The 17,649-nt window shown below is 67.2% G+C and carries 4 protein-coding genes and 1 pseudogene; 2 read left to right on the forward strand and 3 right to left on the reverse strand.

The window, feature by feature from the left end:
* Nucleotides 1-5,931: pseudogene (locus tag ACOJVU_RS11610) on the reverse strand (amino acid adenylation domain-containing protein); the annotation flags it as partial.
* 66 nt (nucleotides 5,932-5,997) lie between these two features.
* Complete coding sequence (locus tag ACOJVU_RS11615) at nucleotides 5,998-6,222, reverse strand: MbtH family protein (RefSeq protein WP_421529927.1); 225 nt, start codon at nucleotides 6,220-6,222, stop codon at nucleotides 5,998-6,000.
* A gap of 701 nt (nucleotides 6,223-6,923) precedes the next feature.
* On the opposite strand from ACOJVU_RS11615, the gene ACOJVU_RS11620 reads away from it, so the two are divergent.
* Nucleotides 6,924-7,811, forward strand: a complete 888-nt coding sequence (locus ACOJVU_RS11620; protein WP_421529928.1) for a class I SAM-dependent methyltransferase — start codon at nucleotides 6,924-6,926, stop codon at nucleotides 7,809-7,811.
* 235 nt (nucleotides 7,812-8,046) lie between these two features.
* Nucleotides 8,047-8,976 carry a sulfotransferase domain-containing protein gene (locus ACOJVU_RS11625; protein ID WP_421529929.1) on the forward strand — a complete coding sequence of 310 codons (930 nt, stop codon included), beginning with the start codon at nucleotides 8,047-8,049 and terminating at the stop codon, nucleotides 8,974-8,976.
* Nucleotides 8,977-9,114: 138 nt separating this feature from the next.
* On the opposite strand, the gene ACOJVU_RS11630 is transcribed toward ACOJVU_RS11625, so the two are convergent.
* Nucleotides 9,115-17,649: SDR family NAD(P)-dependent oxidoreductase (locus tag ACOJVU_RS11630; RefSeq protein ID WP_421529930.1), on the reverse strand; the 8,535-nt coding region annotated here is incomplete at its 5' end.

Raw genomic sequence — 17,649 nt, forward strand, 5'->3', positions numbered from 1 at the left:
AACACCGCCGGAATCGACACCGGCGCGCCCATCGGCTGGGTCAGGGCCGCCCGATTGCCCCACCCGTCCAGCCGGACGTGCTCAGCGGAATCGAGCAGATCCATCGACGACAACCGGCGAGCCGGATCCGCAGTCATCGCCACCAACACCCGCTCAAAGCGCGCGATCAGCGTCTCGATATCGCTGACGTCGAAGATCTCGGTGTCGAATTCGACGCGAAGGCCCAGCTCATCGCCCGGCACGGCCTGGACCGCGAGCGGGTAGTGGTTGAATTCGCGGTGGGCGAACCCGGTGACGGCCAACCCGTCCCGGCCCGACAACGCGGCCGTGTCGAGCGGGTAGTTCTCGTACACGAAGAAGGTGTCGAACAGGTGTTCCTGACCGACGACGCGGTGGATCTCGCTGAGCGCCAGATGCTGGTGCTCGAGTGTGCGGTTGTGGGCGCCTTGCAGCTGGTCGAGCAGTTCGGCGGTGGTGGTCGCCGCGGTGATGTGCGCACGCACCGGCACCGTGTTGATGAACAGGCCCACCATCGAGTCCGCGCCGGGCACTTCGTCGGGCCTTCCCGACACGGTCGTGCCGAAGGCGACGTCATGCCGGCCGGTCAGCCACGTCAGCAGTTGCGCCCAGGCAGCCTGCAGCGCGGTGCTGATGGTGGTGTGGCGCGAGCGGGCCAGCTCGCCACATGCCCGGGTGGTCTGCTCGGGCACCCGGAACGATGCGACACCTCGCCGTCCCATCCGCAACCGGCCTGGCGGACCTACCAGCGTGGGGGTGTCGAAACCGGCCAACACCTCACCCCAGGCCGCGCGGGCGGCATCAAGGTCGCGTCCCGCCAGCCAGGCGACGAACCTGCGATACGACGCGGGAGCGGGCAGGCGCTGCCCGTAGTAGCCGGCGAATATCTCCCCCAGCAGGATCGGCAGTGACCACCCGTCGAGCACGATGTGGTGATTCGTCAGCACAAAGCGGTGCTGATCTTCCGCGGTGCGGATCAGCGCGGCGCGAAAAGCCGGCTGGTCGGCGAGGTTGCGGACCGCGGCGCGTTCGGCGGCGCACTCCTGCCGAATCTGTTCGTCGCGGTCCTCCTGCGGAGTGTCCGCGCTCAGGTCGACATACCGCCAGGGCACGACGGGATCGGCGGGGATGATCTGCACCGGCTGGTCGAACTTGTCGGAGAATCGCGCCGCCAGGTTGGGATGCCGGGTCACCACGGTGTGCACGGCGTCACGCAGGCGGTGTTGATCGACCCACCCAGTCAAGGTGATGTCGAGCTGCACCGCATACACATCGTCGCCGTCCTGGGCGGTGGCGTGAAACAGCAACCCCCGCTGCAAGGGGGTCAGCGGCAGAACGTCAGCTATCCGCATATTGCCGCGCAAGCTCGTCGATCTGTTGCTGACTGAGACCAACAGCGATGTCGGAGGGGGTCAGCCCGCCCCCGCCGCCTCGCACGTGCGCGCAGATGCCGGCCAGCGCGTCGAACCACAACCTGTTCAGCCTGCTGACCTGATCGTGGTTCAGGGCCGAGGGTGCCCACGTCCAACCGGCGCGCAACTGCGGGCCGGCGTCGGTGTCCACCGTGCCGGCGTTGAGCTCGACGCTGTGCATCAGCGGCATGGGAATGCCCGCGGCGGCGCCGGTGACCGACCATCCGTCCTGCCGGATTTCCCAGACGTCACCGGAGACCTCGGCGGGGGCGCCCAGGCGCCCCAGATAGTTGAACCCGATCGGCGGATCGGCCCCGCCCAGATCGACATCGGGGTTCAGGTAACGCAACAGACCGTAGGTCAGACCGTCCGGCAGGGCCCGGAGTTGCTCCTTGGCGTCCTTGACCACTGTCCCCAGCCCGGGGTCGCCGGCCACCACCTGGGACCAGTCCAGTCCGCCCACGTTCAACGCCACCGGGTATTTGGTGGTGAACCAGCCCACCGTCCGCGACAGATCGACACGTTCTTTCACGGGCGCCCAGTCCTCGTCGCGCCCGTGACTCTCCACGTCGATGCCGATCGGCGCATCCGTGCCCACGAACTCGGCCACCGCCACGGCGAAGGCGATCAACAAGATGTCGTGAACGCCGGCGTGAAACGCCGCCGGCACCTCCCCGAGCAGCATGCGGGTGGTCTCGGCGTCCAGCTCCACCGACAGGTTCCCCGCGGTGGCAAACGTATCCACCCCGGGTCGCACCGCCGGAAGCGCCGCCGCGGTCGCGGCCACCCGTTGCCACGCGGTCGCCTGCTCCACGACGTGCGGGTGGTGCGCGTGCTCGGCCAGCAGCGACGCCCACCGCGCAAACGATGTCCCACCGGCCGGCAACACCACCTGCTGGCCGGCACGAAGCTGGGCCCAGGCGAGGTTGAGGTCTTCCACCAGGATCCGCCACGACACCCCGTCGACGGCCAGATGGTGCGCGATCACCAGCAGCTGGGCCGTGGAGGGCACCCACAGCGCGCTCAGCATCACCCCGCCCGCCGGGTCCAACCGCGACCGCGCCTCGACGACCGCCGCATCGGACAAGACGTCCACGGTCCGCAGGCAATCGCGGGCATCGACCGACCCGGGTTCGGGCACCATCAACGACCAGGCGCCGGCGTCCTCGTCGACACGCAGCCGCAGCATCGCGTGCCGGTCCAGCACGGCCTGCACAACCGCCACCGCATCGGACTCGGTCACCCCCACGGGGGCCTGGACCAGCACCGTCTGGTTGAACTGACCGATCGGGCTCCCCGCGCTTTCCACGCCGCGCAGCCAGCACATGATCGGGGTGGCCACCACGGGCCCGACACCCCCGTCGCATGCATCGACGTCCTCGTCGGTGATCTCGGCCACCAAGGCCAGCCGGGCCACGGTCTGTTCGACGAACACATCGCGCGGCCGACACACCAGGCCGGCGGCTCGAGCCCGGGCCACCACCTGCATCGACAGGATGCTGTCCCCGCCCAGCTCGAAAAAGGACTCGTCGACCCCGACCCGTTCCAGCCCCAGTACCTGGGCGTAGATGTCTGCCAGGATCTCCTCCACCGCGTCGGTCGGGGCGCGATAGCGATCGACGTCCTGGTACTCCGGCGCCGGAAGGGCCCGCTTGTCGAGTTTGCCGTTGACAGTCAGCGGCAGCGCCTCAACGACAACGACCGCCGCCGGCACCATGTACGACGGCAGCCGCTCGGCCAGCGCGGCGGGCATTTCGGCCGGGTCTGCGGTCCCGGTGACATAACCCACCAGGCGCTTGTCGCCCGGTCGGTCCTCGCGGACGATCGCCACCGCCTGCCGCACCCCGTCCAGCGAGGCCAACGCCGCCTGCACCTCACCCAGCTCGATGCGGTACCCGCGGATCTTGACCTGCTCATCAGCGCGCCCCACATACCGCAGCTGACCGTCCGCACCCCACCACACCAGATCCCCGGTGCGATACATCCGCGCCCCCGGCTCCCCGAACGGACACGCCACAAACCGCGTCGCACTCAGACCGGGACGCCGCCAATACCCACACCCCACACTGGTGCCGGCGACATACAACTCCCCCACTACGCCCGCGGGCACCGGCTGCAACCACGCGTCCAGCACGAAGAAGGCCAGGTGGGCCAGCGGCACCCCGACGGGGCTGGCCGTGCTGTGCACGTCGGCAGCCAGGATCTCCCGGAACGAGGCGTGCACCGTCGTCTCGGTGGTGCCATACAAGTTCAGCAGGCGCGGCAAACCCGGGTGGTTGTCCAGCCACGGCGACAGCCGCTGGGGCTCGAGCGCCTCCCCGGCGAACACCACGGCCTCAAGCTTGAGCCGACGCCCGAGCTCGGGTGCGAGCGCGTCCGCGGTCTGCAGCGCAGAGAACCCCGACGGGGTCTGGCTCAAAACGCCGACTTCTTCGGCGGCCAACAGCGCATGGAAATCTTGCGGCGAACGCGCCACCGACTCGGGCACCACCACGAGGCGCCCGCCGGCCAGAAGCGCACCCCAGATCTCGCAGACCGAGACGTCGAAGGCCAACGAATGCCACTGCGACCACACCAGCCCCGGCGCCAACTCGACGGCGAGAGAGTCCAGCAGCCCGATCACGTTGTGGTGGGTGATGGCCACCCCCTTGGGGACACCGGTTGTCCCCGACGTGTAGATCAGGTAGGCGATGTTCTCCGGGTCAGGCGCCGGCAGCGCGGTGTCGGACCGCACGTCGACGGCGGGATCGTCGAGATCGTCGACGTCGATGACCAGCAGATCGCGCCCGTCCAGCCGATCGCTCAACCCGGTGTTGGTGATCACCGCGATCGGCGCCGCGTCGTCGAGCACGAACCCGATCCGGGCCGCCGGCACCGACGGGTCGATCGGCACGTAGGCGGCCCCGGTTTTGAGCACCGCCAAAATCGCCACGATCGCCTCGGCCGAACGCGGCAACAACAGCGCCACCCGCTGACCCGGGCCCACGCCCTGACCGGCCAACAGCTTCGCCAACCGGTCGGAAGCCTCCTCGACCTCGCGGTAGGTCCACGAACGCTCTCCGCACGTGATCGCCGTCGCCTCCGGGGCGCGGGCCACCTGGGCGGCGAACGCCACCGGAATCGACGCCGAGGCGGGGGCCGGGCGGGTCAACACCGCCCGGTTGCCCCACCCGTCCAGCCTGGCAAGGTCACCGGCATCGAGCAGTTCCAGCGACGAAAGCCGCCGCCCGGGGTCGGCGGTCATGGCGGTGAACACCCGCTGCAGTCGCCTCGCCAATTCCGGGACGTCGAAATTCGCAAATGCCCCGCCAGCGCCCGCCGTACTGAGAAAAAGCTGATCGCCGGCGCCGGAGAAGATCAATCCGAAGCTGCCCACCTGGACGGGGTTGGTGAACGACGCCGATGCCTCCACACCGGCGAAGTCCATGGTCATCGTGGAGGGCATGAAGTTGACGCTCACTCGATCGGGCGGCTGACCGTCGCCGCGCGGGTCGGCTTTGCGTTCCAAAGCATGCACGGGGAACCGCTGATGCTGCAAAGCTTCCCGTATCCGGGTATCGACGTGCTGACAAAAGTCGGCCACCGTGGTCTCCGGCGAGAGGCCCATCACCAGTGGCACTACCCCGGAAAGCATCCCGGGAATCATCTTCGACTCCGGACGCACCCGCCTGCTGACCGGGAAGTCGAGCACCACCTGTGAGCCCTGGGCGCCCCACCCACGCACCAGCAGTGCGCACGCCGCGGTGATCACCGATGACCTCGGCACCCTCCACGCGTCGGACAACTCCTGAACTCGCCGCAGGGCGACGGGGTCCAACCGAACCGGCGCAGAGGGCGCACGCTGCTCCCCCTCGCCACCCGTCGGGGACAACCGGTCATGCGGCGCGCTGTCCGACGGAATGTTGCCGGCCCAATAGGCCTGGTCTTCCCGGTAGTCGGTGGACGCTGTGTATTCCGACTCGCACCGAACCAGATCTTCCAGGGATCCGAAGAAGGACGGCGGAATGGGAGAGTCAGAAACAATTGCCGCGTATACGGTCGCAATCCGGTTGGCGAGCAGCGTGATTCCGGTTCCATCGATGATCATGTGGTGGAAGCAGCCGAACAAGTAGAATTCGTCCACCCAGGTCTGGAACAAGGCGAATTTGAACAGCGGGCCGGCCGGGGACATGGGCGTGTGCTGGATGGACAACGCCCTCGCGCGAGCCTCTTGCACCGGATGGCCCGCGTCGCTCAGGTCTTGGAAGTCCAGTTCGACGTCCGGGTAATCGATCGCCCGCTGGAAAACCTGGCCGTCGGCCTCGACGATGGCGGCCCTGGCCGGTTCGGCCTCGCCCATCGCTTGACTGATCGCGCGCTTGAGTACGTCGGGATCGATCGTTCCGTCGAATCGCACAAGTACACCGAGCTGCCACTCCGTACCGGCGTGACCCGTCTCCTGCGCAAGCCAAATGTCGAGTTGGCCCCGCGTCAGCGGAAGCGCCTGGTCATCACGTGTCATTCGGTCTACCTATCAACGCCCCAGTGCCGCGGCCAAGCGTCAATGCCGCTTCCCCGCGGCTAACCGTCAATGCCCCTGTCCCGCAGCCAAGCGATCGCGCAGACTCTTCGGTCTTATGTCGGTCCAGTTCTGCTCGATGTAGTCCAGACACTCCGCGCGAGCCGCCTCGCCGTACACCACCCGCCAGCCGGAGGGAACGTCGGCGAAAGCCGGCCACAGGCTGTGCTGCTCCTCGTCGTTGACCAAGACCAAAAACCTGCCATCTTCGTCGTCGAACGGATTGATGCTCACCGCGTCTCCCGTACCCGTCTACTGGACATAGGTGTAACAAGTCCTAAACCATACTGGATGACCAAGGAGGTTGTCTTGGCCTTGGGGGAAATTCAGGTGCCGATCCCTCACCTGAAACCTACGCGGTGGTAATATCACCCGCGCCGTACTCTGGAACCTTCAAATTCGCGGTGATCAGTTCACGGCCCCACGTCGCACGGTGCGCCGAGCGGGTGAAGCCGTTCGCTCACGAGGTTGCCGGCCGGGCTGTCGCCGCGACGACGCGCACCGGCGCCTCGAAAGCCGCAGACGTGCACTGTTGATGAACGACAATCGTGTGCCGACATATTCGGGCCCCGAGAAGATTCCGGCCGCGGACCGCCGTGTCGTTTGCTGGCCCACGCCGATCGACCGGCACGGGCAGGGGCCAACTCCTCGGTCTGGTTCGTGTCGCAATAGTTGCTCGGACCCGTTGCCGCAGCCGTCGGCGCGGCCGCTGCGCCGCCCGTCCGGGACGTAGACGCCACGGCGACAACTGGCCTGATCGGCGCCGGAGTTCCGTCGACCGTGGTCGCGATGCCGATCGCGTCATGGTGGCACCGGCCGTGTCATGGCGGCACCGGCCGTGTCACGGATTCAGCAGACGGCACCGGGGCGTTCTTTGCGATCGCAGACGTCGAGGCTACTGTAGGGGCGGCACAATTCGGTGAGGCGACGCAGATTTGATTGAGGCGACATCAATGGACAACCATGGCGAACAATCGGCGCAACTCGAACCGAAGGACAGTGCAACACCGGTCGCAATGTCTGCGCACCTCGCCGACGACCTTCTGTCCACGACCGCAGTCGGCTGGCGCAGCTTTTACGACAAACTCAGCAGGCGCCTGGAAGACATCGGGGTGGCCGACTCGTCGTTCTTCCTGAATTATGGCTACCTGCCGATCGATTCTCGCAATGAATCGGCATTCCCGATTCGCGAAGGCACCTTCAACGTCAACTCGGTCCGACTCGTGTTCGAAGTCGTCGGATCGCACGACCTCAATGACCGCACCGTCGTAGAAATAGGATGTGGGCGTGGCGGTAACTCCGCCCTTGTCGCGGAGAAGTTCAACGCCCGTGTCATCGGTATCGACCTGTCATCGGAAGCCATCGGCTTCTGCAGCAAAACGCACACCAAGCCTTCGCTCGACTTCAAGGTCGGCGACGCCCTGAACATTCCCCTGGATGATGACGCCTGCGATGCAGTCATCAACATTGAATCGTCCCATTCGTATGGCAATCTGCCAAAATTTCTGAAAGAAGTCCGCCGTATTTGTCGGCCCACGGCCTGGTTCCTGCATACGGACTTCTTGAGTCCCGAGGACTGGGACTATGTGAGGACCCGTTTGAAGGCGCTGGGCTTTGTCACCGAGGACGACCGTGACATCACCGCCAACGTCCTGGCCTCCCGAGATCAAGCGAGCAACAACTACGAGCAGGTTTATGGTGACGGAAATGCTCGCGTGGCCAACTTCCTTGCGCTACCCGGCTCCGCGATCTACGAGCAGATGCGGGCGGGCTTGTTGGAGTACCGGATACTGAGGTCTCAATTGCGTGCCGAGGCGGCATAGATTCGTCCCTTGTCGCACGGCATCCGCCTGTCGGTCGTTGGCCGATCGGCGGGTCTGCCGACGCCGCTCCCGAATCAGCAGCAATGCCGCAGGCCCCGATTTTCATGCGGGCCTGCATTGTCATGTGAACCCGGGTCATGTGAGCCGGGTGAGACCTTCAACGAGACGGGAGCATTCGACCATCGCCATGGAACACGAGCCCATCGATACATGTGAGAACAGGAAGCCGATTCTCGTGACCGGCGCACCCCGATCGGGCACAACCTGGACTGGCCAAATGATTTCGCGCGCACCTGGTGTGGGCTACATACACGAGCCTTTCACTCTGGAGGGTGGCTTATTGAGCGGCTTCGCCAATCCTCTGACGCCGTTTCTCTACATCACCGATGAGAACTCACGTGCATACGATCACTATCTGGCACGCCTCGTGAACTTCAGGTACCCCCTGCGAAGAAATCTGCTGCACGCCACAAGCGTGCGAGACGCGCTACAAATGCTCTGGATTTTCAAGGATCTTTCCATGCACAGGCGGAGAAAGCATTCTGCGGTGGTCAAAGATCCACTTGCCGTGTTTTCCGCCCCCTGGCTCGCGCACCGGTTCGATATGAATGTTGTGGTCACCATACGGAACCCTGCGGCGGTTTGTTCGAGCATGAAGGTCCTGAATTGGAAAGTGGACTTCAACGTGTTCCTGGCGCAACCGCAACTCATCCGCGAAACCCGACTGGGCGATTTCGAGTCCGAAATCCGTTATTGCGCCGAGAATGAGCAGGACATTATTCTTGAAGGGGCGCTGTTGTGGAATTGCATCTATGCTGTGGTGGACGAATATCGCAGACATTATCCAACCTGGCTCTTCGTCACGCACGAAGACCTGTCAATGGATCCTATCGCAAATTTTCGGAAAGTCTATGCCGAGTTCGGCCTGGAATTCACGGAGGACGTCCGCGCCTCCATTGCCGAAAGCGCGAGCGGGCAGCAGCCCAAGCGTCGGATCACCCTTAACCCGTTGGAACAGGTGAGAGACGACGAGTTCAATCTCCGGCGAAACAGCAGACTGAATGTCCTCAACTGGAAGAACCGGCTCAGCGAACGCGAAATTGTCACTATCAAAGAGCGGACACGTGACGTAGCCAGCCTGTTCTACGCAGATTCCGATTGGTGATCGCGACACCATACCGGGCAGCCTTGTCCGGCTGAGCCTCGCCGTTGGACGATCGGTTGTCGGCTTCCTGCGGCACACGTCCGGTGAGTTTTCCGAATTGCGGTGTCGCCGGTGGCAGCGCCTACCCGTTCCCGGCGATCACTGCGAGGGCTCGGCTGCACCGACCGGGTCCGCCTCACCCGGCTCCGGTACCTGAGCGGCCAGGTACTCGGCGAGCGCCCCGATCGTCGGGTAGTCGAAGACAGCGGTCGCGCTGATCGTGAAGGCGCCGCCGAACTGGGGAAGCAACCGGTTGCTGAACTCGACCGCCATCAGCGAGTCCGTCCCCAACTCCAGGAACCGGCTGGTTGCGGCCGGCAGTTGCGCCAGCCGCAGGAAGTTCTGCACTTCGCGCCGCAGGTAGTCGGTGAGGAAACTACCGCGCTCCCCCTCGGGCACCTCGTGCAACTGCCGGAGCAACTCGCTGTCACCGCGTGTCGCGGTGGCAGCGCTGGGCAGCACGTGCGCCAGAAGAGTCGGACGGGAGACGCCCAGCCCCTTCGCGGCACGCTGCCAGTTGGCTTTGATGACGGTTGCCTGCCCGGTTCCGTTGGCGACCACCTCGGCGAGTGCGTTCAGTGCGGCCGCGGGCTCCAGCGGAATCAGGCCCTGCGCGCTGAGGTTCGCGCGCGCGGCATGCGACGTGGCCATGCCGCCCTTGGCCCACGGACCCCAGTTGATGCCGGTTGCGGGCAGGCCGTGTGCCCTGCGGTCGGCAGCAAGGCCGTCGAGAAGGGAGTTGGCAGCGGCGTAGTTGGCCTGGCCGGGCGACCCGAGCACGCTGGCGGCCGAGGAGTACAGGATGAAGAAGTCGAGATCGTCGTCCTTCGTCAACCGGTCCAGGTAGCGGGCACCGAAGGCCTTGGGCGCCAGCGTCGTCCGGAAATGTTCCAGGTTCTGCTGGTTCAGTAGCGCGTCGTCGAGCACACCCGCCAGGTGCGCCACGCCCGCGAGCGGCGGCAACTCCTCCCGGATCCGTTTGAGCAACGCGTCGACTTGCGCCTCGTCGCCGACGTCGGCCGCGAAGACGTGGATGCGGCACCGGTGGCGCTCCATGATGTCGTCGATGGTTTTTTGCGCGTCGGCATCGGGTGCGCGCCGGCTGGTCACCACGATGTCACCGGCGCCGAGTTGCGCCAGATAGGCCGCCGTGAACAAGCCGAGTGCACCGAGCCCGCCGGTGATCAGGTAGGTCCGATCGGCGCGCGGCTGTAGCGGTTGCGGCATCTGCAGCACGATCTTGCCGATGTGACGTGCTTGCTGCATGCGCCGGAACGCTGCCTTGGCCTCCGTCACCGGGTAGACCTCGACAGCGATCGGTGCCAGCGAGCCGTTGGCCATGCTGTCGGCCACCTCGTCCAGCAACGTCCCCACCCGCGCAGGTTCTTGCTCGATGCACGCGTCCAGCGCGATGATCTCGTAGGAGATGTCAGGACGCGCTGCCGCCATCTGTTCACGAGTCCAGATGTCCCGCTTGGCGATTTCGGCGAAACGGCCGCCTTGGGCGGTGGCCCGCACGGTCGCGGCGATGAAACCCTCGTTGGTGAGGCTGTTGAGCACCACATCCACACCCGAACCGCCGGTGTCCGCCAAGATCTGGTCGGCGAAATCCGTACTGCGCGAGTCGTAGATGTATTCCACTCCCATTTCCCGCAGCTTGGCCCGTTTGTAGGTGCTGGCGGTGGCGAACACGGTCGCACCGCACTGCTGCGCGATCTGGATGGCGGCCAGACCGACGCCACCGCTGGCGGCGTGGATGAGCACCCGGTCACCGGGGCCGACCTTCGCCCAGTCGAACGCCAGCCGTGCCGTCAGCGCCCCGGCCGGGATGGTCGCCGCGCCTACGGCGCTGATGCCGTCGGGCACCGGCGACAGGAACTGGGCCGGCACGTTGACCCGGGTGGCGAACGACCCGGGCATGAAGCCGAAGACGCGCTGACCGACCTCGAACCCGGTGACACCGCCACCCAACTCGGTGACGACGCCGGCGAGGTCACCGCCACCGATCTGCCCCGGGTCGCCCGGGTACAGGCCGAGCACGTTGAGCACATCGCGGAAGTTGAGGCCTGCGGCCTCCACCCGAATCTGCACCTGGCCCGCCTCCGGCGGCGCGACCACCGTCTCATTCAGACGAAGGTTGTCGATCGCGCCGCGTTCGGTCGGTGCCAGGAAGTAGTCAGCGGCGCGCGGTACGGCGAGATGCCCGCTGCGCGCCCATGGCAGCAGCCGTGGCACCAAGTACTTTCCTTGTCGCAGAGCAAGTTCCGGTTCTTCGACGGGTGCGCTGAGCAGGCCGGCCAGCGAGTGCACGGTGTCGCCGAATCCATCGGAGTCGACCAGCCGGCACCGCAGGCTCGGCTGCTCGGCGATGATGGTGCGTCCCAGGCCCCACAGCGCCGCCTGCCCCGGATCGACCGGCTCGCCGGATTCGGTCGCCACGGCCCGTTGGGTGACGATCCACAGTCCGCCGCTGAGTTTGAGGTCCTGCTGCGCCAATAGCGTCTGCACGACTGCGAGCAACTGGTCGATCTCGGTTTCCACCCGCGCGGCGAATTCAGCGCTCGACTCTTCCGCGGCGGGCCGGTTGGCGCTGCGCCAGACGATTCCGGAGACCGGCGCACCGCGTTCCTGCGCCAGTGCGAGTTGTTGCTTCCAGGAGTCCGCAGCCGAACCGCGGTCCACCGTGACAGCACCGGGCACGTCGGCGGCCAGCTCGTCGAATCCGGCGATCAGCCAGGTGACATCACCCTTGGGGGCGGTGCCGGGTTCCGGCGCCGGCGTCTCCTCCCAGCCCAGGGTGTAGAGGTTTCGGCTGGCGTCGCCGCCGAGCCCGCGCAGCAATGCCTCCCGGGGCGCACGTTTGACCGCGAACTCGCGGATACTGCCCAGCTCGCGCCCATCGCGGTCGACGAAATCGAGGTCGAAGACCTGCGTTTCGCTGTCCGAACCGCCGCTCTGCCACCGCGCGCGGCAATAAAAACGCCGCGGTAGCGTCTCCCGCAGCTCCACCCGCCCGTACCGCAGCGGCAGGAACAGATCGGGCAGTTCGTCTTCGTCGCCCACGAGGGCCGCCGGGAAGGCCGGGAAGGCGACTCCGGTGCACAGATCCAGCAGCACCGGATGGACCGGCTCGCCACCAAGCTGTTCGGCCAGTTCGTCGCCGATGGCGATATCGCCGACCGCCTCGCCGTCGCCGGACCACAGCGATTTCAGCGACGTGGACCACGTGGGCCCCCACTGCAGCTCCAGGTCGGCGAAGGTGTCGAACAGCTGCTGCGGACGCATGCGGCTCAGCCGCTCGCACGCGGCGTCGATGGACTCTGCCGACTCGGTTGCCGGCTCGTCCTCGATGCCGGAGGCGATCCGGCCGTCGGCGTTCAACGACCAGTCGGCTTCGCGGTCACCGTACGGGCGGCTGTGGACCTGGAAGGTCAATTCGCCGTCTTCGACCGGATGCACGGTCAACTGCACTTCCCGGGACGCCTTGTCGCCCAGGATGATCGGTTCGTAGAAGAAGACTTCGCGCACCTGCGCCGGCGCCCCGACGGCGGCCAAGGCCATTGCCGCGTACGTCGCGCCGGGAACCACGACAGTGCCGTAGATGACGTGATGGCGCAGCCACGGCTGCGTCTTGGTGGACCACCGGCTGGTGTAGACCATGTCGCCGGAGGCGAGATCCTTGACACTGCCCAGGATTCCGGATCCGGCGGCACCCTGACCGTCGACGCCGCGGATGTCGGCGTTCTTCGGCCAGAAGCGACGCCGCTGGAACGGGTAGGTGGGCAGTTCGACTCGCCGGTGTGGCCGGTGATACAGCGCGGTGAACACGGGTCGATGCCCGGCAACATAGGACGCGGCCAGCGCTTCGGCGATCTGGTGCCGGTCGTCGGTACTCTTGCGCAGCGAAACAACGCTACGCGGAGTGGCCGAGGAATCCGGCCAGACCTGCACCGCGGCGCCGGTCAGGACCGGCTGCGGGCCGATCTCCATCAGCACCGAGCAGCCCAGCGCGGCCACGGTCTGCACGCTTTCGGCGAACTGCACCGGCTGGCGGGAATGCCGCCGCCAATACTTCGCGTCCAGCGGGGTGTCCGCGGTGAGCACCGCGCCGGTGCGGTTGCACACGAGCGGCATGGCCGGAACGGTGAATTCGAACTTGCTTGCGTAGGACTCGAATTCGTCGAGCGCCGGTTCCAGCAGCTCGGAATGGAAGGCGTGGCTGGTCTCCAACCAGGTGCACCGGATTCCGTCCGCGGTCAACTTGCCGACAGCCTGCTCCAGATCTGCGGCCGGGCCCGACAACACCGTGTTGGGGCCGTTGTAGGCCGCGACGGACACGTGCGGGAATTCGTCGGCGACGCGCTCTACGTGCTGGGCGTCGGCGAACACCGCCACCATCCGGCCGCCCTCGGGCAGGTTGCCGAACAGCCGGCCGCGCTCGGCCATCAACCGTGCCCCGTCCTCGAGGCCGAACACCCCGGCCACACACGCCGCCGCGTACTGGCCCACGCTGTGGCCGAGCGCCACGTCGGGTTCGATGCCCCACGATTGCCACAGGCGGGCCAGACCCATCTCGACGGCGAACAGTGCCGGCTGCGCAAACGAGGTGTGCCGCAGCGATTCTCCGTTGTCGGAGCCGTCTGTGTCGAACATGACCTCCAGCAACGGGCGCGGCAGCATGCCGTCGACCGCGTCGGCACAGCGCTGCACGGTCTCGGCGAACACCGGCTCGGTGTCGAACAACTCGCGCGCCATCCCCGGGTACTGACTGCCCTGCCCGGTGAACAACCACGCCGTCCTCGGCGGGTCACCGCACTCGCCGCGCACCGCACCCGGACCCAGCCGGTTCTCGGCCAATTCGGCCAGCAACTCGCGGGCACCGGCTACCGAATCCACGACGAGCGCGGCACGGTGTTCGAAATGCGAACGCCCCACCCCGGCGGTGAAACACACGTCGGCGATGTCGACCTGTGGATGAGCCTCCAGCCAGGTGCCGTAGCGCTGCGCCAACGCAATGAGCGCCTGTGGCGAGCGCGCCGACAGCGGCAACAGACCGAAGCCGTCCACTGTGGCGCCCGACTCCGGCGCCCCGATGACGTCGGGTGCGGCGTCCGAGGATTCGTCGGCGTCCGCCGATCGCGGTGGCGCCTCCTCGATCAGCACATGGGCGTTGGTGCCGGAGAATCCGAAGGAACTCACTCCGGCGCGGCGCGGCCGGCCGTCGGCATGCCACGGCCTCGCCTTGTCGACGACCTGCACCAGCAGGGAGTCCCACGGGATGTTCGGCGACGGCGTCGCGAAGTGCAGGTTCTGCGGCAGCATTTCGTGCTCCAACGACAGCACGACCTTGATCAGGCCGGCGATGCCCGCCGCCGACTCGAGGTGGCCGATGTTGCTCTTGACCGACCCGATCAGCAGCGGCCGGTCCGCGTCACGGTCGGCGCCGTAGACGGCCGCGGCGGCCTGCACCTCGATCGGGTCACCCAGCGAAGTGCCCGTGCCGTGCGCCTCGAGGTAGTCGACCTCCCCGCCGGCCAGACCGGCGCGGGCCAACGTGGTGGCGATGAGCCGTTGCTGCGCACCGCCGTTCGGCACGGTCAAACCACTGGAGGCGCCGTCCTGGTTGACCGCGGTGCCCCGGATGATTGCGCAAATCCGGTCTCCGTCGCGTTCGGCGTCGCTGAGCCTCTTGAGCACCAGTACCCCGCAGCCCTCGCTGCGCGCATAGCCGTTCGCGGCGGCGTCGAAGGTCTTGCATCGGCCGTCGGCGGCAAGCATTCTGGCACGCGAGGCGGCCACGATGGATGCCGGGCTCACCAGCACGTTCACCCCACCGGCCAGCGCCATGTCGCAGTCACCGGAATGCAGTGCCTGGCAGGCCTGATGGACGGCCACCAGCGACGCGCTGCAGGCGGTGTCGACTGCCATCGCCGGCCCCTCCAGGCCGAGCGCGAAGGCAACCCGGCCCGCGATGACGTTGAGCGCGTTGCCCGTGATGAAGTGGGCTTCGATCGTCTCGACCGAGTTGGCGTTGAGCAGCTGCGAATACTCGTTGGCCGCGACCCCCACGAACACGCCGCTTTTGCTGCCGCGCAACGACGCCGGCGCGTAACCAGCCCTTTCGAGGGCCTCCCACACGATTTCCAGCATCAACCGCTGCTGGGGATCCATCCACACGGCCTCGCGCGGGGAGATGCCGAAGAACTCCGGATCGAATCCGTCGACCCCTTCGAGGTATCCGCCGTAGCGTGTGTAGATCTTGCCCGGCGCTTCGGGATCCGGGTCGTAGTACTCGTCGACGTCGAAGCGGTCCTCGGGGATCTCGCGGATCGCGTCGACGGCGCCGGCCAACTCCTCCCAGAACGCTTCGGGATCGGGCGCACCCGGGAAGCGGCAGGCCACCGCGACGATCGCGATCGGCTCCTCGGCGTGCGTCGTGACGACCGCGACCGGCTGGGCCGCCGCTTTGGCGCCCGCATCGGCGGCCGCCTTCCCGTCGATGCCGAGGACGTCGCGCAGCAGGAAGTCCGCCACGTCGACCAGGCGCGGATAGTCCATCGCCAGGGTGGACGGCAGCTCCTTGCCCACGGCGCGCTCGACGCGGCGCCGCATTTCGACGGCCATCAGCGAGTCCATGCCGAGATCGAAGAACCCGGCTTCGTCGCGGATCCCGGCGGCGTCGATCCGGGTCACCTCCGCGACGACGTCGCGGAGGTAGTCCACGACGAGCTTCTTGCGCTGCTGCACCGGGGCGGCGGCGAGCCGGTCCACCAGCTGGGTGGCACCCGACGCCGATGCCGGCGCCGACTCCGACTGAGGCACCTCGCGTTCCAGCTGCGCCAGGAAGGCTCGCTTGCCCGCCATCTGGTAGAGCGGCAGGAAGCTGGCCCAGTCGATCCGGGCCACGACCCCTTGCACAGGACCCTTTGCCACCCCTTGCGCGGACGACGACGCCATGAGGTCGGCCATGCCCGCCAATGCGTCGGCGGGCGACAACGTCTGGACGCCCCGCTTGTCCAGGTGCGCGCGGGATTCCGCGTCGGCCATGCCCGCCGACCCCGACATCCACGGTCCGAAGTTGACGCTGATCCCCGGGACGCCCTGCGCACGCTGCCGCCAGGCCAGCCCGTCGAGGAAGGCGTTGGCCGCGCCGTAGGCGCTCTGCCCGAAGCTGCCCCACACCCCGGATATCGAGGAGGTGCTCAGGAAGAAGTCCAGCTTGACGTCGGCGGTGGCCTCGGCCAAATACCAGGCACCCCAGACCTTTCCGGCGAAGACGCGGTCCACCTCGTCGTCATCCAGGGTTTGCAGCGGGGTGTTGCCGATCTCGCCGGCGGCGTGCACGATACCGGCCAGCGGCGGTAGCTCTGCCTGCACCGTGGTCATCAGCCGAGCCACATCGTGCGGATTGCCGACGTCGGCCGCGATGACGCGCACGTCGCAGCCGTGCTGTTCGCGCAGGGCGTCGATGCGCTGCTGCGCGGCGTCGCTCGGTGCGCGCCGACTGGTCAGCACCAGATGCCGGGCCCCGTGCGCGGCCAGATAGCCGGCGACCTCCAAGCCGATCGCACCCAGCCCGCCGGTAACCAGGTACGTCGCATCACTGCGCAATGCCAGCGGTGTTCCGTTCGGCAACCCCGAGCGTCGGGTCAGCCGGGGCACGTAGGCCGCGTTGTCCCGCAACGCGAATTGGTCTTCACCGGCCGGGGCCGCCACCAGCTGGTCGACCACCCGTGACCAGTCGTCGACGCCGGTGCCGGACAGATCCACCAGCCCGCCCCACTGGCGTGGATATTCCAGAGCGGCGGCGCGGCCGAAGCCCCACAGGCAGGACTGCACCGGTGACACCGTGTCGGTGTCGGTGACCCGTTGTGCGCCGCGGGTGACCAGCCAGATGGGCGCGCGCAGTTCGGCGGCGGCCGCGGCGCGGAAGATCCGTCGTGTCCCGCCCAGGATGCGGTGCTGCATCCGCAGCAGCGATTGCGTCGACGGCACGGTGTCCGAGACACCGGACCCGAGGGCCGCGACGTGCAGGATCCGCACCGCCGCGTCGCCTGCCGCGGCGGCACGCAGCGTCGCTTCGAGTTGTTGCTCGTCCGCGTCGGACATCGGCAGCCCGAGGATCTGGGCCCCGTGCCCGCGTGCGGTCAGCGCGTCGACCAACGGCTGGGCCGCCGCGGCGTCGTCGCTGATCAGCAGCCAGGCAGCCCCCTCGGCCGCGCGCGCGGACCCGGCCGGGGCTTTCTCCCAGCGGATCTCGTAGCGGGAATCGGCGATGGACTGGGTGCCGCGCTGTTGGTTGTGTTGCGCGGCAAGCTCTCTGAGCACCTCGATGGTCTGCTGCTGGTCGCCGTTCGTGCGGCCCAGCAGCGCGGCGAGCTCTTCGAACTGACCGTCCTCGAGGAGGCGGACGGCGTCGGTGCGCATCGCCGTGCTCTGGTCCGCGGCCTGCGCGACGGCCGGAACCCGCTCCTCACGGAACCAGTACTGGCGATGCTGGAACGGGTAGGTGGGCAGGTCGAGCTTGCGTGCCGTCCCCACGACGGCGCCGAAGTCGGGCAGGTGGCCGGCGATGTAGGCGTTGGCGAGGGCTTCGGTGATCTGGCGGTGGTCGGCGGTGTTTTTACGCAGCGA

This window comes from Mycobacterium sp. THU-M104 (assembly GCF_049197365.1).
Classification (GTDB): Bacteria; Actinomycetota; Actinomycetes; order Mycobacteriales; family Mycobacteriaceae; genus Mycobacterium.